This window comes from Pseudomonas tremae (assembly GCF_001401155.1).
Classification (GTDB): Bacteria; Pseudomonadota; Gammaproteobacteria; order Pseudomonadales; family Pseudomonadaceae; genus Aquipseudomonas; species Aquipseudomonas tremae.
Genome location: NZ_LJRO01000305.1, coordinates 106,253 through 129,466 on the forward strand (window position 1 = coordinate 106,253; position 23,214 = coordinate 129,466).

19 protein-coding genes are annotated in these 23,214 nt (G+C 58.3%); all 19 read left to right on the forward strand.

Annotated features, from left to right (window positions below):
• The first annotated feature begins 152 nt into the window (after positions 1-152).
• Positions 153-896: a UMP kinase gene (gene pyrH, locus ALO43_RS17395; RefSeq protein WP_002554728.1), complete on the forward strand. Its 744-nt coding sequence runs from the start codon at positions 153-155 to the stop codon at positions 894-896.
• Positions 893-1,450 (forward strand): ribosome recycling factor, encoded by a 558-nt coding sequence (frr, locus tag ALO43_RS17400; RefSeq protein ID WP_005891818.1) that lies wholly within the window; start codon positions 893-895, stop codon positions 1,448-1,450. The genes pyrH and frr overlap by 4 nt, the downstream gene beginning before the upstream one ends.
• A gap of 16 nt (positions 1,451-1,466) precedes the next feature.
• Complete coding sequence (gene uppS, locus ALO43_RS17405; protein ID WP_024671816.1) at positions 1,467-2,222, forward strand: polyprenyl diphosphate synthase; 756 nt, start codon at positions 1,467-1,469, stop codon at positions 2,220-2,222.
• Positions 2,222-3,037 (forward strand): phosphatidate cytidylyltransferase, encoded by an 816-nt coding sequence (locus ALO43_RS17410; protein ID WP_024671817.1) that lies wholly within the window; start codon positions 2,222-2,224, stop codon positions 3,035-3,037. Before uppS ends, ALO43_RS17410 begins: the two co-directional genes overlap by 1 nt.
• Complete coding sequence (gene ispC / locus ALO43_RS17415) at positions 3,034-4,224, forward strand: 1-deoxy-D-xylulose-5-phosphate reductoisomerase (RefSeq protein ID WP_024671818.1); 1,191 nt, start codon at positions 3,034-3,036, stop codon at positions 4,222-4,224. Before ALO43_RS17410 ends, ispC begins: the two co-directional genes overlap by 4 nt.
• A gap of 91 nt (positions 4,225-4,315) precedes the next feature.
• Positions 4,316-5,668 carry a sigma E protease regulator RseP gene (gene rseP / locus ALO43_RS17420; protein ID WP_024671819.1) on the forward strand — a complete coding sequence of 451 codons (1,353 nt, stop codon included), beginning with the start codon at positions 4,316-4,318 and terminating at the stop codon, positions 5,666-5,668.
• Between the two features lie 74 nt (positions 5,669-5,742).
• Positions 5,743-8,130, forward strand: a complete 2,388-nt coding sequence (bamA, locus tag ALO43_RS17425; RefSeq protein ID WP_005891829.1) for an outer membrane protein assembly factor BamA — start codon at positions 5,743-5,745, stop codon at positions 8,128-8,130.
• A gap of 45 nt (positions 8,131-8,175) precedes the next feature.
• Positions 8,176-8,679, forward strand: coding sequence for an OmpH/Skp family outer membrane protein (locus tag ALO43_RS17430; RefSeq protein WP_003314303.1), 504 nt, complete (start codon positions 8,176-8,178; stop codon positions 8,677-8,679).
• Between the two features lie 2 nt (positions 8,680-8,681).
• A complete protein-coding gene (gene lpxD, locus ALO43_RS17435) occupies positions 8,682-9,737 on the forward strand; it encodes a UDP-3-O-(3-hydroxymyristoyl)glucosamine N-acyltransferase (protein WP_024671820.1) in 1,056 nt (351 codons plus the stop codon).
• Positions 9,738-9,846: 109 nt separating this feature from the next.
• On the forward strand, positions 9,847-10,287 hold the full coding sequence (fabZ, locus tag ALO43_RS17440) for a 3-hydroxyacyl-ACP dehydratase FabZ (protein ID WP_002554719.1): 441 nt from the start codon (positions 9,847-9,849) through the stop codon (positions 10,285-10,287).
• Positions 10,284-11,060, forward strand: a complete 777-nt coding sequence (gene lpxA, locus ALO43_RS17445; protein WP_005891833.1) for an acyl-ACP--UDP-N-acetylglucosamine O-acyltransferase — start codon at positions 10,284-10,286, stop codon at positions 11,058-11,060. Before fabZ ends, lpxA begins: the two co-directional genes overlap by 4 nt.
• A 2-nt stretch (positions 11,061-11,062) precedes the next feature.
• A complete protein-coding gene (lpxB, locus tag ALO43_RS17450) occupies positions 11,063-12,205 on the forward strand; it encodes a lipid-A-disaccharide synthase (protein WP_054997859.1) in 1,143 nt (380 codons plus the stop codon).
• A gap of 11 nt (positions 12,206-12,216) precedes the next feature.
• Entirely contained in the window at positions 12,217-12,870 is a 654-nt protein-coding gene (rnhB, locus tag ALO43_RS17455) for a ribonuclease HII (protein WP_024691315.1), read from the forward strand.
• Between the two features lie 66 nt (positions 12,871-12,936).
• Complete coding sequence (dnaE, locus tag ALO43_RS17460; protein WP_054997860.1) at positions 12,937-16,458, forward strand: DNA polymerase III subunit alpha; 3,522 nt, start codon at positions 12,937-12,939, stop codon at positions 16,456-16,458.
• A 128-nt stretch (positions 16,459-16,586) separates the two neighbouring features.
• On the forward strand, positions 16,587-17,534 hold the full coding sequence (locus ALO43_RS17465) for an acetyl-CoA carboxylase carboxyl transferase subunit alpha (protein WP_024671823.1): 948 nt from the start codon (positions 16,587-16,589) through the stop codon (positions 17,532-17,534).
• A 151-nt stretch (positions 17,535-17,685) separates the two neighbouring features.
• Entirely contained in the window at positions 17,686-19,023 is a 1,338-nt protein-coding gene (tilS, locus tag ALO43_RS17470; protein ID WP_054997861.1) for a tRNA lysidine(34) synthetase TilS, read from the forward strand.
• Between the two features lie 263 nt (positions 19,024-19,286).
• Entirely contained in the window at positions 19,287-20,918 is a 1,632-nt protein-coding gene (locus tag ALO43_RS17475; protein WP_005891854.1) for a CTP synthase, read from the forward strand.
• A 14-nt stretch (positions 20,919-20,932) separates the two neighbouring features.
• A complete protein-coding gene (gene kdsA / locus ALO43_RS17480; protein WP_003314314.1) occupies positions 20,933-21,778 on the forward strand; it encodes a 3-deoxy-8-phosphooctulonate synthase in 846 nt (281 codons plus the stop codon).
• Between the two features lie 139 nt (positions 21,779-21,917).
• Positions 21,918-23,204 carry a phosphopyruvate hydratase gene (gene eno, locus ALO43_RS17485; protein ID WP_005891857.1) on the forward strand — a complete coding sequence of 429 codons (1,287 nt, stop codon included), beginning with the start codon at positions 21,918-21,920 and terminating at the stop codon, positions 23,202-23,204.
• The last annotated feature ends 10 nt before the right edge of the window (positions 23,205-23,214 follow it).

Consider the following 23,214-nt stretch of genomic DNA (forward strand, 5'->3'; position numbering starts at 1 on the left):
CTTTGTCGAAAGGGGGCAGGAAATTTTTCTGGAGATTGTGCCCACAAGGCTGCATTCTCCCGACGCTTTCGAAGCGTCAAGCTAAAGTAAGCGCAGGCTTGAAATAGCTCGCACAGATTTTTTTCAGAAAAACGCCGCAGGAGAGATTCGCAATGGCTCAGCAGGGCAGTGGTTATCAGGCTCGCTATAAACGCATTCTACTCAAGCTTAGCGGCGAGGCCCTCATGGGCTCGGAAGAGTTCGGCATCGACCCCAAGGTGCTGGACCGCATGGCGCTGGAAGTCGGTCAACTGGTCGGTATCGGCGTCCAGGTTGGTCTGGTTATCGGCGGTGGCAACCTGTTCCGTGGTGCAGCGCTGAGTGCTGCAGGCATGGATCGGGTGACTGGCGACCACATGGGAATGCTGGCCACGGTGATGAACGCGCTGGCAATGCGCGATGCGCTGGAGCGCGCTAATATCACCGCCATCGTGATGTCGGCCATTTCCATGCTGGGCGTGACGGATCATTATGATCGTCGCAAGGCCATGCGCCATCTCAGCGCCAAGGAAGTGGTTATTTTCGCTGCGGGTACGGGGAATCCGTTCTTCACAACCGATTCGGCGGCCTGCCTGCGTGCAATTGAAATCGACGCCGATGTGGTGCTCAAGGCGACCAAGGTGGACGGTGTGTACACCGCAGACCCGTTCAAGGACCCGAATGCCGAGAAGTTCGATCATCTGACTTACGATGAAGTGCTGGATCGCAAGCTGGGTGTGATGGATCTGACCGCAATCTGCCTGTGTCGCGATCACAAGATGCCACTGCGCGTCTTCAACATGAACAAGCCGGGTGCCCTTCTGAATATCGTCCATGGCGGCGCTGAAGGAACCCTGATCGAGGAAGCCCAACAATGATCAACGAAATCAAGAAAGACGCCCAAGTGCGCATGCAGAAAAGCCTTGAGTCGCTGGCTCATGCCTTCACCCGCATCCGCACCGGCAAGGCTCATCCAAGCATTCTGGGTGGTGTCATGGTTCCTTATTACGGCGCAGACACGCCGCTGAGCCAGGTTGCCAACGTAACCGTCAAGGACTCGCGCACCCTGCAGGTTGTTGCGTTCGAACGCAATATGCTCGCTGCCGTCGACAAGGCTATCCAGAGCTCCGGTCTGGGCTTCAACCCGACCAACCTCGGTGAGCTGCTGCTGATCTCCATGCCGGCCCTGACCGAAGAAACCCGCAAGGGCTTCACCAAACAGGCCCGCGATGCTGCCGAAGACGCCCGTGTGGCCGTGCGTAACATCCGCCGTGATGCGCTGAGCCAGCTGAAGGATCTGGTCAAGGAGAAGGAAATCAGTGAAGACGAAGAGCGTCGTGGTGCTGACGACATCCAGAAGCTGACCGACAAGTTCGTAGCGGAAATCGAAGTTGCGGTGAAGCAGAAAGAAGCTGATCTGATGGCTGTTTAAGGTTTCGGACGCTTTCATGGAAAAGATAAAACCGGCCGGGCCGTCATCGGTGCCGCGTCATGTCGCGATTATCATGGATGGTAATAATCGCTGGGCGAAGAAGCGCCTCCTGCCAGGCGTCGCCGGTCACAAGGCCGGCGTCGACGCTGTTCGGGCTGTTATCGAGGTGTGTGCCGAGGCCAAGGTCGAAGTGCTGACCCTGTTCGCGTTTTCCAGTGAAAACTGGCAGCGTCCGGCTGAAGAAGTCGGTGCGTTGATGGAGCTTTTTTTCACAGCGTTGCGCCGTGAAACCAAGCGCCTGAACGAAAACGAAATCAGCCTGCGAATTATTGGTGACCGTTCGCGTTTTCACCCTGAGCTTCAGGCTGCAATGCGCGAGGCAGAGACGCGGACGTCCGGCAACAGCCGCTTCGTCCTGCAGATCGCTGCCAATTACGGTGGGCAGTGGGACATTGCACAAGCTGCCCAGCGTCTGGCGCGCGAAGTTCAGGCCGGGCACCTGCAGCCGGAGGACATCACGCCCGAGCTGTTGCAGACCTGTCTTGCGACCGGCGACCTGCCTCTGCCGGACCTGTGCATTCGCACCGGTGGCGAGCACCGCATCAGTAATTTCCTGCTTTGGCAGCTGGCGTATGCCGAGCTGTATTTCTCCGACCTGTTCTGGCCGGACTTCAAACACGATGCCATGCGCGCTGCGCTGGCTGATTTCGCTTCTCGCCAACGTCGCTTCGGTAGAACCAGCGAACAGGTAGAAGCTGGAGCCCGGGCTTAATGCTGAAACAACGGATTATCACGGCACTCATTCTGTTGCCGATCGCGCTGTGTGGTTTTTTCCTGCTCACCGGCATGTATTTCGCTCTGTTCATCGGAGGCGTTGTCGTGCTGGGCGCCTGGGAATGGGCGCGACTGGCCGGGTTCGCTTCCCAGTCTATGCGCTTGGGCTACGCAGCTCTGGTCGCCATCCTGCTGTTTCTCATGTATCTGCTGCCGGGTCTCGAGCCCTGGGTGCTTGTCGCCGCCGTTATCTGGTGGGGCGTTGCGACCTATCTGGTCCTCACTTACCCTGATTCCAGCAATCACTGGGCGAGCGCGGTCTGCAAGCTTGTGATCGGGCTGCTGGTGCTGCTGCCTGCCTGGCAGGGGCTGGTGTTGATAAAGCAGTGGCCGCTGGGCAACTGGCTGATTCTGTCCGTGATGGTGCTGGTCTGGGCTGCCGACATCGGTGCCTATTTCTCCGGCAAGGCTTTCGGCAAACGCAAGCTGGCGCCCAAGGTAAGCCCGGGCAAGAGCTGGGAAGGTGTATACGGTGGGCTGGTGGTCAGTCTGGGCATTACTGCCGCCGTGGGTATCTCCCGTGACTGGACGGCTGTCCAGTTTGTCGCCGGGCTGCTGGGTGCAGCGGTAATCGTGTTCATTTCCGTGATCGGTGATCTGACTGAAAGCATGTTCAAGCGCCAGTCCGGTATCAAGGACAGCAGCAATCTGCTGCCCGGGCACGGCGGCGTACTGGACCGCATAGACAGCCTGACCGCTGCTATACCCGTTTTTGCCGTCCTGTTATGGGCTGCTGAATGGGGTGTGATGTGAGTGCTCCGCAACAGATCACCGTTCTGGGGGCGACCGGCTCCATAGGGTTGAGCACGCTGGATGTCATTGCACGTCATCCGGCCCTTTATCAGGTGTTTGCGTTAACCGGTTTCAGTCGGCTGGCCGAGCTGCTTGCGTTGTGCATCAAGCACACGCCGCAATACGCAGTGGTGCCGGATCAGGTTGTCGCCCGCAAATTGCAGGATGACCTGGCTGCGGCCGGCCTCGATACCCGGGTGCTGGTCGGCGAAAGTGGCTTGTGTGAAGTAGCTGCGCACCCGCGGGTCGATGCAGTGATGGCTGCCATCGTCGGGGCCGCAGGGTTACGTCCTACGCTGGCTGCGGTGGAGGCGGGCAAGAAGGTGTTGCTCGCCAACAAGGAGGCGCTGGTCATGTCCGGCGCCTTGTTCATGCAGGCTGTTCGCCAGAGCGGCGCTGTGCTGCTGCCTATCGACAGCGAGCACAACGCGATTTTTCAGTGCCTCCCCGTCGACTTTGCTCGCGGTCTGGGTGCTGTCGGTGTTCGACGTATCATGCTCACAGCGTCTGGCGGACCTTTTCGCGAGACCCCGCTTGAGCAGTTGCGAGATGTGACCCCGGCACAGGCTTGTGCCCACCCTGTGTGGTCGATGGGGCGCAAGATTTCCGTCGATTCGGCCACCATGATGAACAAGGGGCTGGAGCTGATCGAGGCTTGCTGGCTGTTCGATGCGCGCCCCGATCAGATCGAGGTTGTGATCCATCCCCAGAGCGTGATTCACTCGCTGGTCGATTACGTTGATGGCTCTGTGCTGGCTCAGTTGGGTAATCCCGACATGCGTACACCCATTGCCAATGCGCTCGCCTGGCCTGCACGTGTAGAATCTGGCGTTGCGCCGCTTGATCTGTTTCGCATCGGCCAGCTGGACTTTCAGGCCCCCGATGAAGGGCGTTTTCCTTGCCTCAGACTGGCGCGTCAGGCCGCCGAGGCGGGCGGCAGTGCGCCTGCCATGCTCAACGCGGTCAACGAAGTGGGGGTTGCGGCATTTCTTGACGGGCGTATCCGTTACCCGGAAATCGCCGGTATGATCGAGGATGTCCTGAATCAGGAGCCCGTCACGGCGGTCGAAGAGCTCGACGCGGTGTTTGCAGTGGATGCCAAGGCAAGACTGCTGGCGGGCCTATGGCTCGATCGAAGCGGGCAATGAACGCAAGGGTTGATGTGGTGCGTCAAAGGCGGGCCTCGAGGTCTGCGATGATTAACACACCGACCGATCAGTCGGTACCCGGAGAAGCCTGATGAGTGCTTTATATATGATTCTCGGCACCCTTATTGCCTTGGGCGTGCTGGTGACATTTCACGAATTCGGCCACTTCTGGGTGGCTCGGCGCTGTGGCGTCAAGGTACTGCGTTTTTCTGTAGGTTTCGGCACGCCGCTGCTGCGCTGGCACGACCGCCAAGGGACCGAGTACGTCGTTGCTGCGATTCCTCTGGGTGGCTACGTAAAGATGCTCGACGAGCGCGAAGGCAATGTTCCGCCCGAGCTGGCCGATCAGTCCTTCAACCGCAAGACGGTAGGGCAGCGCATTGCGATTGTGATCGCCGGCCCGACGGCTAACTTCCTTCTGGCCATCGCCTTTTTCTGGGTTCTGGCGATGATGGGTAGCGAGCAGGTGCGCCCGGTCATTGGCGCAGTCGAGTCTGGAAGCATCGCTCAACAGGCCGGCCTGACCGCCGGGCAGGAAATCGTCGCTGTGGATGGTGAGCCAACCTCAGGCTGGGCTGGCGTCAATCTGCAATTGGTCCGCCGCCTGGGTGAGAGCGGCACCATAGCCATGAAAGTCAGGGATCAGGGCTCGACGGTCGATACCTCTCGCGAGCTGGTATTGAATGACTGGCTCAGAGGCGCAGAAGAGCCTGATCCGATCAAGTCGCTGGGTATTCGCCCATGGCGTCCGGCCTTGCTGCCGATCCTGGCAGAAATCGACCCGAAAGGTCCGGCGCAGAGTGCAGGTCTCAAAACCGGCGATCGGCTGATTTCGATGGACGGTCAGCCGCTCAGTGAGTGGCAACAGGTTGTCGACCGGGTGCGTGAGCGCCCCGAGGCGAAAGTATCGCTGCGTATAGAGCGTGACGGTGCACAAATTGACGTTCCGGTGACTCTTGCCGCCAAAGGCGAAGGCAAATCGGCCACCGGCTATCTGGGTGCGGGTGTAAAAGCTGTCGATTGGCCACCGGAAATGCTGCGTGAGGTCAGCTACGGTCCTTTCGCCGCCATGGCCGAGGGTGTAAAGCGCACCTGGAGCATGAGTGTGCTGACTCTGGACTCGCTCAAGAAAATGTTGTTCGGCGAGCTCTCGGTAAAAAACTTGAGTGGACCGATAACCATTGCTAAAGTGGCGGGCGCTTCGGCCCAGTCGGGCATCGGAGATTTTCTGAACTTCCTCGCTTATCTGAGTATTAGCCTGGGGGTTCTGAATCTGCTGCCCATTCCCGTCCTGGACGGGGGGCATTTGCTGTTTTATCTGATCGAGTGGGCGCGTGGTCGTCCCCTTTCGGAAAAGGTTCAAGGTTGGGGGGCGCAGATCGGTATCAGTCTGGTAGTGGGCGTAATGTTGCTCGCGCTGGTCAACGATCTGGGCCGACTGTAAAGCGTTGCCGAGTTGCGAATCTGCCGCATTTTGCGGCAGTTTGTTTATTGCCAGTTGGAATAAGAAAGGACTTCATGAAACGTCTGCTGCTAACTGCGGTTCTTTCCGCACTGATGATCGCTGAAGTTCACGCCGAGTCCTTCACCATCTCCGATATCCGTGTCAACGGCCTGCAGCGGGTATCCGCCGGCAGTGTCTTTGGCGCGTTGCCGCTGAATGTAGGCGAGCAGGCGGATGACGGTCGCTTGGTGGAGGCTACCCGTTCGTTGTTCAAAACCGGTTTCTTTCAAGATATCCAGCTGGGTCGCGATGGCAACGTACTCGTCATCAGCGTCGTCGAGCGCCCGTCCGTTGCGAGCATCGAAATTGAAGGTAACAAGGCCATCTCCACCGAAGACTTGATGAAGGGGCTGAAACAGTCCGGTCTGGCCGAAGGTGAGATTTTCCAGCGTGCAACCCTCGAGGGTGTGCGTAACGAGCTGCAACGTCAGTACGTTGCCCAGGGTCGTTACTCCGCCGAGGTTGACGCCGAGGTTGTTCCTCAGCCGCGTAACCGCGTGGGCCTGAAGATCAACATCAATGAAGGTACGGTTGCGTCGATCCAGCACATCAACGTGGTGGGTAACACGGTTTTCTCCGACGAAGACCTGACCGACCTGTTCGAACTCAAGACCAGCAACTGGCTGTCGTTCTTCAAGAACGATGACAAGTACGCTCGTGAAAAACTCTCGGGCGACCTTGAGCGTCTGCGTTCGTACTACCTTGACCGCGGCTATATCAACATGGATATCGCCTCGACCCAGGTTTCGATCACGCCTGACAAGAAGAACGTGTACATCACGGTCAACATCAACGAAGGCGAGAAGTACAGCGTCAAGTCGGTCAAGCTGAGCGGCGACCTGAAGGTGCCAGAAGATCAGGTCAAGTCCCTGCTGCTGGTTCAGCCTGGTCAGGTGTTCTCGCGCAAGGTCATGACCACGACGTCCGAGCTGATAACCCGTCGTCTGGGTAACGAAGGCTACACCTTCGCCAACGTCAACGGCGTGCCGACCCCGAACAACGAAGATCACACAGTCGATATCACCTTTGTGGTCGATCCCGGCAAGCGTGCCTACGTCAACCGCATCAACTACCGCGGCAACACCAAGTCGGAAGACGAAGTGCTGCGTCGCGAAATGCGTCAGATGGAAGGCGGCTGGGCTTCAACCTACCTGATCGACCAGTCCAAGACCCGTCTGGATCGTCTGGGCTTCTTCAAGGAAGTCAACGTCGAGACGCCGCCAGTTCCGGGCACCGACGATCAGGTGGACGTCAACTACGCTGTTGAAGAACAGGCGTCCGGCTCCATCACCGCCAGCGTCGGCTTCGCGCAAAGCGCAGGTTTGATCCTGGGTGGTTCGATCAGCCAGAACAACTTCTTGGGTACGGGCAACAAGGTCAGCATCGGCCTGACCCGCAGTGAATACCAGAGCCGTTACAACTTCAGCTACGTCGATCCGTACTACACGCCGGACGGTGTCAGCCTGGGCTACAACGCCTTTTACCGCACCACCAACTACGACGACCTCGACGTTGATGTTGCAAGCTATGCAGTAGACAGCCTGGGTGCCGGTATCAACCTCGGTTACCCGATTAGCGAGACGTCGCGTCTGACTTACGGCCTGACGGTCCAGCAGGACGAGATCAAGACCGGCAAGTACACCGTTGACGAGATTTTTGATTTCGTTCAGAAGGAAGGCGACAAGTACCTGAACTTCAAGGGTTCGGTCGGCTGGTCCGAGTCGACGCTGAACAAAGGCGTTCTGGCAACCCGTGGTCATTCGCAAAGCCTGGTGTTCGAATCCACCTTGCCGGGCAGTGACCTGTCGTTCTTCAAGCTCGATTATCGTGCGCAGTACTTCCACCCGATCACCGACAATTACACCCTGCGTCTGCACACCGAGCTGGGTTACGGCGACGGTTACGGTTCGACCTCGGGTCTGCCGTTCTACGAGAACTACTATGCAGGCGGCTTCAACTCGGTTCGTGGCTTCAAGGACAGCACGCTCGGTCCGCGTAGCACGCCGAGTCGTGGTGCGTCGGTAACCGGAAATCAAGGTACTCTCGCCGATCCGGATCAGGATCCACTGCCGTTCGGTGGTAATGCCCTGGTTCAGGGTGGCGTAGAAGTCATGTTCCCGCTGCCATTCGTCAAGGATCAGCGCTCGCTGCGTACCTCTGTGTTCTGGGACGTCGGCAACGTGTTCAATACCAAGTGCGATTCCAGCAAGACATCTGCAAGCGGCAAGAAAGTCGAGTGCAACGACATCGACCTGTCCGGTATGGCCAGCTCTGTGGGTATCGGTGTTACCTGGATCACAGCTCTCGGTCCTCTGAGCTTCGCCCTGGCGATGCCGATCAAGAAGCCGGACGACGAAGCCGAAACTCAGGTTTTCCAATTCTCCCTGGGTCAGACTTTCTAAGCGTCTGATCTTTGATAACGCAACGAATTTTGTAGGAGTTGTATTGTGCGTAAGTTGACTCAATTGGTAATGCTGGCCACCGTATTGGTCGCCAGCCCTGCATTTGCTGACATGAAGATCGCGGTACTGAACTATCAGATGGCCCTGCTGGAATCCGACGCTGCCAAGCGTTACGCCGTAGACGCCGAGAAGAAGTTCGGCCCGCAACTGACCAAGCTGAAAAGCCTGGAAAGCAGCGCCAAAGGTATTCAGGATCGTCTGGTCAGCGGTGGCGACAAGATGGCTCAGCCTGAGCGTGAGCGTCTGGAGCTTGAATTCAAGCAAAAGGCCCGTGATTTCCAGTTCCAGTCCAAAGAGCTGAACGAAGCTAAAGCTGTTGCTGACCGTGAAATGCTCAAGCAGTTGAAGCCTAAGCTGGATCAGGCAGTTGAAGAAGTGATCAAGAAAGGCGGCTTCGACCTGGTATTCGAGCGCGGTGCCGTGATTGACGTCAAGCCTCAGTATGACGTGACTCGCCAAGTCATCGAGCGCATGAACCAGCTGAAGTAACCATGAGCATAACCATCAAGCTCGGCCAGTTGGCCGAGTTCCTTGGTGCCACGTTACGTGGCGACAAGGATATCGAAATCACCGGGCTGGCCACTTTGCAAGAGGCCGGCCCTGGTCAAGTCAGTTTCCTGGCAAATCCCAAGTATCGTAAATTGCTGGTCGATACCCAAGCTTCTGCCGTGCTGCTCAAGCCCGCAGACGCCGACGGTTACACCGGTAATGCGCTGGTGGTTCCTGATACTTACCTGGCCTACGCGCGCATTTCGCATTTTTTCGATCCCAAGCCTAAAAGTAGCGCAGGCGTTCATCCGACGGCTGTGATTGCCGCAGATGCACTGATTGATCCTGCTGCCAGTATTGGCGCTTTTGCTGTGATCGAGAGCGGTGTGCGTATTGCAGCAGGTGTAAGCATCGGTGCTCACTGCTTCATCGGCGCTCGCTGCGAGATCGGTGAGGGCGGCTGGCTGGCCCCGCGGGTAACGCTTTATCACGATGTGCGCATTGGCAAGCGCGTCGTCATTCAGTCGGGTGCCGTGCTGGGTGGCGAAGGCTTTGGCTTTGCCAAGGACAAAGGTATCTACCACAAGGTTGCACAGATCGGTGGCGTCACCCTCGGTGATGACGTCGAGGTTGGCGTCAATACGGCAATCGATCGGGGTGCGCTGGCTGATACGCGAATTGGCAATGGCGTCAAACTGGATAACCAGATTCAGATTGCCCACAACGTACAGGTCGGCGACCACACGGCAATGGCTGCGTGTGTCGGTATCTCTGGAAGCACCAAAATCGGCAAGCATTGCATGCTGGCTGGTGGTGTCGGCCTGGTAGGGCATATAGATATTTGCGATGGCGTTTACATCACGGGTATGACCATGGTCACGCATTCCATCACCGAGCCGGGTTCCTACTCGTCGGGTACGGCAATGCAGCCAGCCGCCGAGTGGCGTAAGAGCGCAGCACGTTTGCGCAAGATCGATGACATGGCGCGACGTCTGCAAAAGCTTGAAAAGGCCTTGGAGACGGTGACCTGCGCCGATAATCGCTCATCTGATGGCTGATACCTTTTTAATATCAAGCGTGCACAGTCGATAAACTGCCTCCTTGATGTAGAGGGGTGCTGCGCAGTCGCGACGCACTCCTAATCTTTACTACAGGCTTCCCCTCGAAATGATGGACATCAAAGAAATTCGCGAATACCTGCCTCATCGTTACCCGTTCCTGCTGGTGGATCGTGTGACCGAGCTGGATATCGAGAACAAGAACATTCGCGCCTACAAGAATGTCAGTGTCAACGAGCCTTTTTTCAACGGTCATTTCCCCGAGCATCCAATCATGCCGGGCGTTTTGATCATCGAAGCGATGGCACAGGCTGCCGGCATCCTCGCGTTCAAGATGCTCGACTCCAAGCCTTCTGACGGCACGCTCTATTATTTCGTGGGTTCGGACAAGTTGCGTTTCCGCCAGCCGGTTCTGCCGGGCGACCAACTGGTGCTCGAGGCGAAGTTCCTGAGCAGCAAACGCCAGATCTGGAAGTTTGAATGCAAGGCCACGGTTGACGGCAAGGCGGTATGCTCTGCCGAAATCATCTGTGCGGAACGTAAACTATGAGTTTGATTGACTCTCGCGCAATCATCGATCCGACGGCCGTACTGGCCGACAACGTTGAGGTCGGCCCTTGGTCGATCATCGGAGCCGGTGTGGAAATTGGCGAGGGTACAGTCGTCGGTCCTCATGTTGTCCTCAAGGGGCCAACGAAGATCGGCAAGCACAACCGCATCTACCAGTTTTCATCGGTGGGTGAGGACACGCCCGATCTGAAGTACAAGGGCGAGGAAACACGCCTGGTCATCGGCGATCACAATGTGATTCGCGAAGGTGTGACCATTCACCGCGGTACCGTTCAGGACCGTGCTGAAACCACACTGGGTGACCACAATCTGATCATGGCCTATGCGCACATCGGTCATGACAGCGTAATCGGCAACCACGTTATCCTGGTCAACAACACGGCGCTGGCAGGCCATGTTCATGTCGACGACTGGGCGATTCTTTCCGGCTTCACGCTCGTGCACCAGTTTTGCCACATCGGCGCGCACAGCTTTTCCGGTATGGGCACTGCCATCGGCAAGGACGTTCCGGCGTTCGTGACGGTTTTCGGCAACCCGGCCGAAGCGCGCAGCATGAACTTCGAGGGTATGCGTCGTCGCGGTTTCTCCGAAGAAGCCATACATGCGTTGCGCAGGGCCTACAAGACGGTTTACCGCCAGGGGCTGACGATCGGTCAGGCACTGGACGAACTGGCCGCGCCCGCAGCTCAGTTTCCCGAAGTGGCTGTGTTTCTGCAGTCGATCCAGACGTCGACTCGCGGCATCATTCGCTAATCATGACCAGCCCATTATGTGTCGCACTGGTCGCTGGCGAAGCTTCCGGCGATATCCTCGGATCAGGCCTGATGCGCGCCCTCAAGCTGCGCCATCCCGATATCCGGTTCATCGGTGTGGGCAGTCCGCTGATGGAAGCCGAAGGCATGCGGTCTTATTTTCCGATGGAACGCCTGTCGGTCATGGGGCTTGTAGAAGTGCTGGGCCGGCTGCGCGAGCTGCTGGCCCGCCGCAAGCTGCTGATCCAGACGCTCATCGATGAAAAACCGGATGTCTTTATTGGCATCGACGCTCCCGATTTCACTCTCAATATCGAGCTTCAGCTACGCCGCGCGGGTATCAAGACGGTGCATTACGTCAGCCCTTCGGTCTGGGCCTGGCGTCAAAAACGTGTGCTGAAGATTCGTGAAGGCTGCGATCTGATGCTCACTTTGCTGCCCTTCGAAGCCCGCTTTTACGAAGAGAAGGGTGTGCCGGTCCGGTTTGTCGGTCATCCGTTGGCCGACACTATTCCTCTCGAGTCCGATCGCGCTGCTGCTCGCGTCCAGGCGGGTTTGCCCGCCGAAGGCCCGGTTGTCGCATTGATGCCTGGCAGTCGGGGCGGCGAAGTGGGTCGTCTGGGTGGGCTGTTCTTCGATGCTGCCGAGCGCCTGCTGGCCAGCAAGCCCGGTTTACGGTTCGTGCTGCCGTGTGCCAGTCCACAGCGACGTGCCCAGGTTGAAGAGCTGTTGCGGGACCGTGACTTGCCCGTCACATTGCTCGACGGGCAGTCGCATGTTGCCTTGGCTGCCTGCAACGCGGTACTTATCGCCTCCGGTACTGCGACGCTTGAGGCCCTGTTGTACAAGCGGCCGATGGTCGTCGCCTATCGATTGGCGCCCCTGACATTCTGGATCCTCAAGCGTCTGGTCAAAAGCCCTTACGTGTCGTTGCCGAATCTGCTGGCCCAGCGCTTGCTGGTGCCGGAGCTGCTTCAGGATGACGCAACGCCTGAGGCGTTGGCCGACACGCTGTTGCCGCTGATCGAAGACGGTCACGCGCAGACTGAAGGTTTTGATGCCATTCACCGGACCTTGCGCCGCGATGCCTCCAACCAGGCTGCCGATGCAGTATTGAGTCTGCTCGGCCAGTCACCTTCATTGTGAGTTCGCCAATCATGCAAACAGGTCTGGATTTCACCCTCGTCGAGGATCTGGTCGCGGGCGTTGACGAAGTCGGCCGCGGGCCGCTGTGTGGTGCAGTGGTCACGGCTGCAGTTATTCTCGACCCTGCCAGACCCATTCTGGGGCTCAATGACTCGAAGAAGCTGACCGAAGCCCGGCGTGAAAAACTATTTGTCGAGATTCAGGAAAAAGCCCTGTGCTGGTTTATCGCCCGGGCTGAAGTCGAAGAAATCGATCAGCTGAACATTTTGCACGCCACGATGCTGGCCATGAAGCGCGCCGTCGAAGGGTTGAGCGTCACTCCAAAACTGGCGCTGATCGACGGCAATCGCTGTCCGCAGTTGTCTGTGCCCTCGGCGCCGGTGGTGAAGGGTGACTCCAAAGTCCCCGCCATCGCAGCCGCTTCGATTCTTGCCAAGGTCAGCCGGGATCGGGAAATGGCGGCACTTGAACTTGTCTATCCGGGTTATGGCATCGGCGGGCACAAGGGTTATCCTACTGCGGTGCATCTTGAGGCATTGGCCCGGCTCGGGCCGACGCCCATCCACCGACGTTCGTTCGGTCCGGTGCGTGCGGCCCATGAAGCGCGCGCGGCCATACTGCTTGGTGGCCCGCTTACGGTGCCGGTCGGTCTGTTACAGGACTGACGTTTCCTCCGGAGACCGCTACAATCCTGCCCTTCGTTTTTTGTATTTTCGCGTTATAGGATCACCATGCCGGCTTCTTTTGTTCATCTACGCCTGCACACCGAGTATTCGCTGGTCGACGGTCTGGTCCGGGTCAAACCGTTGATCAAGGCGCTGACCGGCATGAACATGCCTGCCGTGGCAGTGACTGATCAGAACAACATGTGTTCGCTGGTCAAATTCTACAAGGCCGCCCAAGGCTCCGGGATCAAGCCGATCTGTGGTGTCGACCTGTGGCTGGCGGGCAGGGATGAGGACGCTGCGCTCAGTCGTATCAGCCTGCTGGCGATGAATGCTCAAGGCTACCGCAACCTGACCGAACTGATCTCACGCGGCTTCATCGAGGGCCAGCGCAACGGTCAGATCGTCATCCAGCGCCAGTGGGTCGCGCAGGCCAGCGAAGGCGTTATTGCGCTTTCCGCGGCCAAGGAAGGCGAAATCGGCATGGCATTGCTGGGCGGCAACCCAGGCGAGGCAGACGAGCTGCTGCGCGAATGGCTGGAAGTATTTCCTGACCGCTTCTATATAGAGGTGCAACGCACCAACCGCACAAACGACGAAGAACATTTGCACGCCGCAGTGGCGCTGGCCGAGCGCCACGGTGCGCCGCTGGTCGCGACCAACGATGTGCGCTTTATCAAACAGACCGATTTTGAGGCTCACGAGACTCGCGTGTGCATCGGCGAAGGCCGGGCGCTGGACGACCCGCGTCGCTCTCACAATTACAGCGATCAGCAGTATCTGAAAAGTCCGGAAGAAATGGCCGAGCTGTTCAGTGATTTGCCTGAGGCGCTGGAAAATACCGTCGAGATTGCCAAGCGCTGCAACATCGACGTCAAGCTGGGCACCCACTTCTTGCCCAACTTCCCGATTCCCGATGGCATGACCATCGACGAGTACTTCCGCAAAGTCTCGTTCGACGGTCTTGAAGAGCGTCTTGCTGTCCTGTTGCCCAAGGACACCACCGAAGATTACGAAGCCAGGCGCCAGGTGTATGTCGACCGGCTGAATTTCGAGCTGGACATCATCATCCAGATGGGCTTCCCCGGTTACTTCCTCATCGTTATGGACTTCATCCAGTGGGCCAAGAGCAACGGCGTACCGGTAGGTCCCGGTCGGGGTTCGGGTGCCGGCTCGCTGGTCGCCTATGTACAGAAGATCACCGATCTCGATCCGCTGGAATATGACCTGCTGTTCGAACGCTTCCTGAACCCGGAGCGGGTTTCCATGCCCGACTTCGACGTCGACTTCTGCATGGACGGTCGTGATCGGGTGATTGAATATGTGGCCGAGAAATACGGCCGCAATGCAGTCAGTCAGATCATCACCTTCGGTTCCATGGCGGCCAAGGCGGTGGTGCGTGACGTTGCGCGGGTACAGGGCAAGTCTTACGGGCTGGCTGATCGACTGTCGAAGATGATCCCGTTCGAAGTCGGCATGACCCTAGAAAAGGCTTACGAGCAGGAAGAAATCCTTCGCGATTTCCTCAAGGTAGACGAGGAAGCCGCTGAAATCTGGGAAATGGCCCTCAAGCTCGAAGGCATCGTGCGTAACGTGGGCAAGCACGCTGGTGGTGTGGTTATCGCCCCCACCAAGCTGACGGACTTCTCGCCGATCTATTGCGACGAAGCCGGCGACGGCCTGGTGACCCAGTTCGACAAGGACGATGTCGAGGCCGCAGGGCTGGTGAAGTTCGACTTCCTCGGTCTGCGAACCCTGACGATCATCGACTGGGCGCTGAAGACCATCAACCGCGACCGCGCCAAGGTCAACGAAGCGCCTTTGGACATCGCGTTCATTCCGCTCGATGACATGCCGACTTACCAGTTGCTGCAACGGGCTGAAACCACGGCGGTCTTCCAGCTCGAGTCGCGCGGCATGAAGGAGCTGATCAAAAAGCTCAAGCCCGACTGCCTGGAAGACTTGATCGCACTGGTGGCGTTATTCCGTCCCGGCCCTTTGCAGTCGGGCATGGTAGACGACTTCATCAACCGCAAACACGGCCGTGCAGAGCTGTCTTATCCGCACGTCGATTACCAGTACGAGGGCCTCAAGCCCGTGCTGGCACCTACTTACGGCATCATTCTGTATCAGGAACAGGTGATGCAGATCGCACAGGTCATGGCCGGTTACACCCTCGGCGGTGCGGACATGCTGCGGCGAGCGATGGGCAAGAAAAAGCCCGAGGAAATGGCCAAGCAGCGGGGCGGTTTCATTGATGGCTGCAAGACCAACAATATCGACGCGGATCTGGCCGGTAACATTTTCGACCTGGTTGAGAAATTCGCGGGCTACGGCTTCAATAAATCCCACTCGGCGGCCTATGGGCTGGTGTCGTATCAGACTGCCTGGCTGAAGACTCACTACCCAGCGCCGTTCATGGCGGCGGTTTTATCGGCGGATATGCACAACACCGACAAGGTCGTGACCTTGATCGAAGAAGTGCGCACCATGAAACTGCGCCTCGACGCACCGGACGTGAACACCTCCGAGTTCAAGTTCACGGTAAGCGACGACGGCCGCATTCTGTATGGCCTCGGCGCTATCAAGGGCGTGGGCGAGGGCCCGGTCGAGGCCATTACCGATGCGCGCCAGAACGGGCCGTTCAAGGATCTGTTCAATTTCTGCGCGCGCGTTGACCTCAAACGGGTCAACAAGAGAACGCTTGACGGCCTGATTCGCAGTGGTGCGCTGGATCGCCTCGGCCCGTACTTCGAATTGGAACCCAAGGCGTATCAAGCCAATATCGACCGTAACCGTTCGGTGTTGCTGGCAGCGCTGGAAGAGGCCATTCAGGCTGCCGAGCAGACCGCTCGCAGCCGCGACAGTGGCCACTCGGACCTGTTTGGCGGCCTGTTTGTCGAGGCGGATGCCGATGTATACGCCAACCATCGCAAGACCCGCGAGTCGAGCCTCAAGGATCGTCTGCGGGGTGAAAAGGAAACCCTGGGGCTGTACCTGACCGGGCATCCCATCGACGAATATGAAGGCGAGATTCGCCGCTTCGCCCGTCAGCGGATCATTGACCTGAAACCGGCCAGAGACACCCAGACGGTCGCGGGTCTGATCATTGCCTTGCGCGTGATGAAGAACAAGAAGGGCGACAAGATGGGGTTCATCACCCTGGATGACCGCTCGGCACGCATCGAAGCGTCGCTGTTTGCCGAAGCGTTTCATTCGGCACAGTCACTGTTGCAGACCGATGCTATTGTTGTGGTCGAAGGAGAAGTGAGCAACGATGATTTCTCTGGAGGGCTGCGACTGCGCGCCAAACGTGTGATGAGTATCGAGGATGCACGTACCAACCTGGCCGAAAGCCTTCGCGTGACGGTACACGCCGACGCGCTCAAGGGTGAACGGCTGCGCTGGTTCGGTGATCTTTGCAAGCGCCATCGAGGTGCCTGCCCGATCACTGTGGATTACACCGGGAAGGACGCCAAAGCACTGCTGCAATTGGGAGAAGCGTGGCGTATTGATCCTGCGGACAGCTTGATTCAAGCTCTGCGTGACCAGTTCGGGCGTGAGAACGTCTTTCTCCAGTATCGTTGAACGCCGCAGGCTCGACTTGCGCTCAACCCTGAATTTTAATTTCGACCTGACCGCGCCTGTTCCGAACAGGAAGGGCGCAGACGGATCAACCGGCCGGCCTCTTGGCCGTCGACCCAAGACGGATGCCTATGAACCCGAATTTCCTTGATTTCGAACAGCCTATCGCTGACTTGCAGGCCAAAATCGAAGAACTGCGCTTGGTGGGTAACGACAACTCGCTGAACATCGGCGACGAGATCTCCCGGCTGCAAGACAAGAGCAAAACGCTTACTGAAAGCATCTTCGGTAACCTCACCAGCTGGCAGATTGCGCGCATGGCGCGTCATCCGCGTCGTCCCTACACGCTGGACTACATCGAAAACATCTTTACCGAGTTCGATGAGCTGCATGGCGACCGTCACTTCTCCGATGACGCTGCGATCGTCGGCGGCATTGCCCGTCTGGACAATCAGCCGGTGATGGTCATCGGCCACCAGAAAGGTCGTGAAGTGCGCGAGAAAGTGCGCCGCAATTTCGGCATGCCGCGCCCTGAAGGCTACCGCAAGGCCTGCCGTCTGATGGAGATGGCAGAGCGCTTCAAAATGCCGATTCTGACCTTCATCGACACGCCGGGCGCCTACCCTGGTATCGACGCCGAAGAGCGCAATCAGAGCGAGGCTATTGCCTGGAACCTGCGCGTGATGGCCCGTCTTAAAACCCCGATCATTGCCACCGTCATCGGCGAGGGTGGTTCCGGCGGTGCGCTGGCCATTGGTGTCTGCGATCAGTTGAACATGCTCCAGTACTCGACCTACGCGGTCATTTCGCCTGAAGGCTGTGCTTCGATTCTGTGGAAGACCGCCGAGAAGGCGCCGGACGCTGCCGAAGCAATGGGCATCACCGCAGATCGCCTGAAGGGTCTGGGTATTGTCGACAAGGTCATTCCTGAGCCACTGGGTGGCGCGCACCGTGATCCGGTGGCAGCAGCAGGCCTGATCCGTGAAGAATTGAGCAGCCAGCTGGCAATGCTCAAGGCGTTCGATAATGACGCGCTGCTGGCTCGCCGTTATGACCGATTGATGAGCTACGGCCTGTAAGCTGCATCGCGTCGATTGTTCCCACGCCTTGCGGGCTTCTGCCCAAAGGGCGTGGGAGCGAACCGCGCGACGCTTCGTTTGTTCGCGAAAGGGCAGGTTTGAGCACTGAAACAGTCAGTGTGCGAATCAGCCAAACCGGTGAAAAACACCAATGACCACCCCCTTGTGCAGCGGTCATGACCTTTCTGCCAGGCTTCTTCAAGCCTTGGCTCCATGGCGCAATGCGCCTGTCTGGCACGTCGGCTTTTCCGGCGGCCTTGATTCCACCGTGCTGCTGCATCTTCTGGCTGAACTCGCCAGATCCGAAAACCTGCCTGCTTTACACGCGATCCATGTCCATCATGGCCTGCAAGCCGCAGCCGATGCCTGGCCGGAGCATTGTCGTCAGGTTTGTCAGGCGCTGGGTGTGCCGTTCGAACAGGTCAGCGTAAAGGTCGAGCCCGGTGCCAGCGTCGAGCAGGCTGCCCGGCAGGCGCGCTATAAGGCGTTTACCGAACAGCTCGGTGCTGGAGACGTGCTGCTGGCCGCTCAGCATCGCGATGACCAGGCCGAGACGTTGTTATTTCGTCTGATGCGCGGTGCCGGCGTTCGCGGTCTGGCCGCCATGCCTGATCAGCGTGCCCTGGGGCGTGGGCATCTGGTGAGGCCGCTATTGGTAGTGTCGCGAATCGAACTGGAAGCCTATGCGCATCAGCATGGCCTGAACTGGATTGAAGACCCCAGCAATAATGATCAGCAATTCTCGCGCAATTTTCTGCGCGGTCAGGTCCTGCCCTTGCTGACGTCCAGGTGGCCTCAGGCATCTGCCAGTCTGGCGCGCACTGCAGAGCATCTCGGCGAAGCTCAGCAACTGCTTGACGAGCTTGCACTGCTGGATCTGGCCAATGCACAGGCCACAACAGCCTTTGCCTGGCTGGATTTGCCTGTACTCGGTCTGAAACCGCTCGCCGGGTTGTCTGCAGCGCGACAGCGCAACGCACTGCGTCATTGGCTGGCTCCGCTGACCCGGCTGCCCGATACCGATCATTGGGCTGGCTGGGTTGCATTGCGCGATGCTGCCCAGGATGCGCGTCCGCTCTGGCGGCTGGCCGCTGGAGAGCTGCATCGGACGCAGGATTGCCTCTGGTGGCTGCCCGCAGCCTGGTCGCTGACCTGTGACAGCGTCATGAGCTGGCTCGATCCGGCTGACGCGCTGCACCTGCCTGGCAATGGTCGGGTGATGCTGGAAGGAGAGCCGCCCTCGGGAGCACTGGAAATACGCTGCAGGCGGGGCGGTGAGGTCATGCAACTCAGCGGGCGTGGCAGCCGCGATCTCAAGCGGTTGCTCAATGAGCAAGGTGTACCGACGTTCCTGCGCGGCAGATTGCCGCTGCTGTATCGCGACAATACCCTGCTGGCGGTCGCCAACCTGCCTGGACTGGACGGTTCGCCCAATGAACGCTGGCGTTTGCGCTGGATTGCACCGACCCGCGACCAAAGTTTGAGCTGAAAGGCCCTTTCAGGTAGACTACGCTCCCTTCTTGATACAGCTTCTGTTGGTTCTTTTGAAACAACGCAAGTTGCCGGTTACCAACCAGTATTTACTGGGTAATTCTTAAAATGTAGCGCACGACACGCTGGCTTTTGCCGGTCGGTTTCAACGCAGCAGTTTCGGGAGTACGCCATGAATTTTGTCGGTAATCGGGGGCTTAGGCCTTCCTTCGCTTTCCCCGGCGGCTCTGACCGCTTTAACGCAGACTTCTAGGGTTTTTCATGACGCGCTACATCTTCGTCACGGGCGGTGTTGTTTCTTCATTGGGGAAAGGCATCGCCTCGGCTTCACTGGCGGCCATCCTGGAGGCGCGGGGACTCAAGGTCACCATGCTGAAACTGGATCCCTACATCAACGTCGACCCAGGCACCATGAGCCCGTTTCAGCACGGTGAGGTGTTCGTCACCCACGATGGCGCTGAAACCGACCTCGACCTCGGTCACTATGAGCGGTTCATCCGCACCACGATGACCCAGAACAACAACTTCACCACTGGCCGTGTGTACGAACACGTCCTGCGCAAAGAGCGCCGTGGTGATTATCTGGGCGCGACCATTCAGGTCATCCCGCACATCACCGACGAGATCAAGCGCCGCATCATCAAGGGCGCCGGTGATGCCGACGTGGCACTGGTCGAAATCGGCGGTACGGTAGGTGACATCGAGTCGCAACCGTTCCTTGAAGCCATCCGTCAATTGCGTTTCGAAGTCGGCGCGCGCCGCGCGATGCTGATGCACCTGACACTGGTGCCTTACATTGCCACCGCTGGCGAGACCAAGACCAAGCCGACGCAACACTCGGTTAAGGAACTGCGCTCCATCGGTCTGCAGCCTGATGTACTGGTTTGCCGCTCCGATCACCCGATCGATATTTCCTCGCGTCGCAAGATCGCTCAGTTCACCAACGTCGAAGAGCGCGCGGTCATTGCCCTCGAAGACGCGGATACCATCTACAAGATCCCGGGCATTCTGCACTCGCAGGGCCTGGATGATTTCGTGGTCGAGCGCTTTGGTCTGCAATGCGGCGGTGCCGACCTGTCCGAATGGGACAAGGTGGTCGACGCCAAGCTCAACCCCGAACACGAAGTCACCATCGCGATGGTCGGCAAGTACATGGAACTGCTCGACGCCTACAAGTCGTTGATCGAAGCCATGAGCCACGCGGGCATCACCAACCGCACCAAGGTGAACTTGCGTTACATCGATTCCGAAGACATCGAGAACCAGGGCACAGGCCTTCTGGAAGGTGTGGACGCCATTCTGGTCCCGGGCGGCTTCGGTCTGCGCGGTGTCGAAGGCAAGATCACCGCCGTTCAGTTCGCTCGTGAAAACAAGGTTCCGTACCTGGGGATCTGCCTCGGCATGCAAGTGGCGGTCATCGAATTTGCCCGTAACGTGCTGGGCTGGAAAGACGCCAACTCCACCGAATTCGACCGAACCAGCGCGCATGCCGTGGTCGGTCTGATCACCGAGTGGGAAGACGCCACCGGCGCAGTCGAGACACGCACCGAAAGCTCCGACCTGGGCGGCACCATGCGTCTGGGCGCGCAAGAGTGCCAGCTTGAAACGGGTTCTCTGGTTCACGACTGCTACAGCAAGGACGTGATTGTCGAGCGCCATCGTCATCGCTACGAAGTGAACAACAATCTGCTGCCTCAGTTGATCGAGGCCGGCCTGAAGATTTCCGGTCGCTCCGGTGACGGTGCGCTGGTTGAAGTGGTAGAAGCACCGGATCACCCGTGGTTCGTCGCCTGCCAGTTCCACCCAGAGTTCACTTCCACGCCGCGTGACGGACACCCGCTGTTTAGTGGTTTCGTCAAGGCCGCGCTGGCACAACATCAGAAAAACTCCTGACAGGGACTGCAGACATGGCTCAGAAAATCATCCGCGTAGGTTCGATCGAGATCGCCAACGACAAGCCGATGGTGCTGTTCGGCGGCATGAACGTACTCGAGTCCCGGGATATGGCCATGCAGGTCTGTGAAGAGTACGTAAAGGTGACCGAAAAGCTCGGCATCCCTTACGTGTTCAAGGCCAGCTTCGACAAGGCCAACCGCTCCTCGGTGAATTCCTACCGCGGGCCTGGCCTTGAAGAGGGCATGCGAATTTTCGAAGAGATCAAGCGTACCTTCAACGTTCCGCTGATCACTGATGTACACGAGCCTCACCAGGCAGCTGTGGTTGCAGAAGTCTGCGACATCATCCAGCTGCCGGCCTTTCTGTCGCGTCAAACCGATCTGGTCGTCGCGATGGCCAAAACCGGCGCCGTCATCAACATCAAGAAAGCCCAGTTTCTCGCGCCTCAGGAAATGAAACACATCCTGACCAAATGCGAGGAAGCGGGTAATGATCAGTTGATTCTCTGCGAGCGCGGTTCCAGTTTCGGCTACAACAATCTGGTAGTGGATATGCTCGGCTTCGGCATCATGAAGCAGTTCGAGTACCCGATACTGTTCGACGTGACCCATGCGCTGCAGATGCCGGGTGGTCGTTCCGACTCTGCCGGCGGCCGCCGCGCTCAAGTACTCGATCTGGCCAAGGCCGGCATCAGCCAGAATCTTGCCGGTCTGTTTCTTGAAGCCCATCCAGACCCGGACAATGCCAAATGCGACGGGCCGTGCGCCTTGCGTCTGGACAAGCTGGAACCTTTCCTGGCCCAGCTCAAGTCACTGGATGAACTTGTCAAAAGTTTTCCGATCGTAGAGACCGCTTGAACAGGGTTCTCCGGTAAAGTGCCGTTCCCCGTCATTCGTGACGGGGTTGTTGCATTCAGACCTGCCTTTTTCTGCGTCTGATTGCGAGCACCGTTTTCCCAGCTGCGTCGTTTTCGTCAATCTTGGAGTGTTTACAACAATGGCAAAAATCGTCGACATCAAAGGTCGTGAAGTTCTCGACTCACGTGGCAACCCCACCGTAGAAGCAGATGTGCTCCTCGATAACGGCATCATCGGCAGCGCATGTGCGCCGTCCGGTGCGTCAACCGGCTCGCGCGAAGCGCTGGAGCTGCGTGATGGCGACAAGAGCCGTTACATGGGCAAGGGCGTGCTGAAGGCTGTTGCCAACATCAATGGTCCGATCCGCGATCTGTTGCTGGGCAAAGACCCGGTTGATCAAAAGGCTCTGGATCACGCGATGATCGCGCTTGATGCCACCGAGAACAAGGCAAGTCTGGGGGCGAACGCAATCCTCGCCGTTTCTCTGGCTGCGGCCAAGGCTGCTGCGCAGGATCAGGATCTGCCGCTTTACGCGCACATCGCCAACCTCAATGGCACACCGGGCGTGTACTCCATGCCGGTGCCGATGATGAACATCATCAACGGTGGCGAGCATGCCGATAACAATATCGACATCCAGGAATTCATGATCCAGCCTGTCGGCGCCAAATCCTTCGCTGAAGGCCTGCGTTGGGGCACCGAGATTTTCCATCACCTCAAAGCTGTGCTCAAGGCACGTGGCCTGAATACTGCTGTCGGTGACGAAGGTGGTTTTGCACCTAACCTGGCGTCCAACGCCGAAGCCCTGAGCGCAATCGCCGAGGCCGTCGCCAACGCAGGCTACACGCTGGGCACTGACGTGACCCTGGCGCTGGACTGCGCAGCAAGCGAGTTTTACAAGGATGGCAAGTACAAGCTCAGCGAAGAAGGCGAGTACGACTCTGCCGGTTTCGCCGAATACCTTGCCGAACTGACTCGCAACCATCCGATCATCTCTATCGAAGACGGTCTGGACGAGTCGGATTGGGATGGCTGGAAAGTCCTCACCGACAAGATCGGCGAGAAGATCCAGCTGGTAGGCGACGACCTGTTTGTGACCAACACCAAGATTTTGAAGGAGGGCATCGACAAGAAGATCGCCAACTCCATTCTGATCAAGTTCAACCAGATCGGCACCCTGACCGAAACGCTGGAGGCCATCCAGATGGCCAAAGCCGCCGGTTACACCGCGATTATCTCTCACCGCTCTGGTGAAACCGAAGATTCGACCATTGCCGACCTGGCGGTGGGCACCTCGGCTGGCCAGATCAAAACCGGTTCGCTGTGCCGCTCCGATCGCGTCTCCAAGTACAACCAGTTGCTGCGCATCGAGGAGCAATTGGGCGCCAAAGCTGTGTATCGTGGTCGTGCCGAGTTTCGCGGCTGAGCCATAGATG

What these genes read in the sequence shown, in the direction of transcription:
- pyrH (WP_002554728.1), top strand. Translation starts at nt 153, where the DNA reads ATGGCTCAGCAGGGCAGTGGTTATCAGGCTCGCTATAAACGCATTCTA.
- frr (WP_005891818.1), top strand. Translation starts at nt 893, where the DNA reads ATGATCAACGAAATCAAGAAAGACGCCCAAGTGCGCATGCAGAAAAGC.
- uppS (WP_024671816.1), top strand. Translation starts at nt 1,467, where the DNA reads ATGGAAAAGATAAAACCGGCCGGGCCGTCATCGGTGCCGCGTCATGTC.
- ALO43_RS17410 (WP_024671817.1), top strand. Translation starts at nt 2,222, where the DNA reads ATGCTGAAACAACGGATTATCACGGCACTCATTCTGTTGCCGATCGCG.
- rseP (WP_024671819.1), top strand. Translation starts at nt 4,316, where the DNA reads ATGAGTGCTTTATATATGATTCTCGGCACCCTTATTGCCTTGGGCGTG.
- bamA (WP_005891829.1), top strand. Translation starts at nt 5,743, where the DNA reads ATGAAACGTCTGCTGCTAACTGCGGTTCTTTCCGCACTGATGATCGCT.
- lpxD (WP_024671820.1), top strand. Translation starts at nt 8,682, where the DNA reads ATGAGCATAACCATCAAGCTCGGCCAGTTGGCCGAGTTCCTTGGTGCC.
- fabZ (WP_002554719.1), top strand. Translation starts at nt 9,847, where the DNA reads ATGATGGACATCAAAGAAATTCGCGAATACCTGCCTCATCGTTACCCG.
- lpxA (WP_005891833.1), top strand. Translation starts at nt 10,284, where the DNA reads ATGAGTTTGATTGACTCTCGCGCAATCATCGATCCGACGGCCGTACTG.
- lpxB (WP_054997859.1), top strand. Translation starts at nt 11,063, where the DNA reads ATGACCAGCCCATTATGTGTCGCACTGGTCGCTGGCGAAGCTTCCGGC.
- rnhB (WP_024691315.1), top strand. Translation starts at nt 12,217, where the DNA reads ATGCAAACAGGTCTGGATTTCACCCTCGTCGAGGATCTGGTCGCGGGC.
- dnaE (WP_054997860.1), top strand. Translation starts at nt 12,937, where the DNA reads ATGCCGGCTTCTTTTGTTCATCTACGCCTGCACACCGAGTATTCGCTG.
- ALO43_RS17465 (WP_024671823.1), top strand. Translation starts at nt 16,587, where the DNA reads ATGAACCCGAATTTCCTTGATTTCGAACAGCCTATCGCTGACTTGCAG.
- tilS (WP_054997861.1), top strand. Translation starts at nt 17,686, where the DNA reads ATGACCACCCCCTTGTGCAGCGGTCATGACCTTTCTGCCAGGCTTCTT.
- ALO43_RS17475 (WP_005891854.1), top strand. Translation starts at nt 19,287, where the DNA reads ATGACGCGCTACATCTTCGTCACGGGCGGTGTTGTTTCTTCATTGGGG.
- kdsA (WP_003314314.1), top strand. Translation starts at nt 20,933, where the DNA reads ATGGCTCAGAAAATCATCCGCGTAGGTTCGATCGAGATCGCCAACGAC.
- eno (WP_005891857.1), top strand. Translation starts at nt 21,918, where the DNA reads ATGGCAAAAATCGTCGACATCAAAGGTCGTGAAGTTCTCGACTCACGT.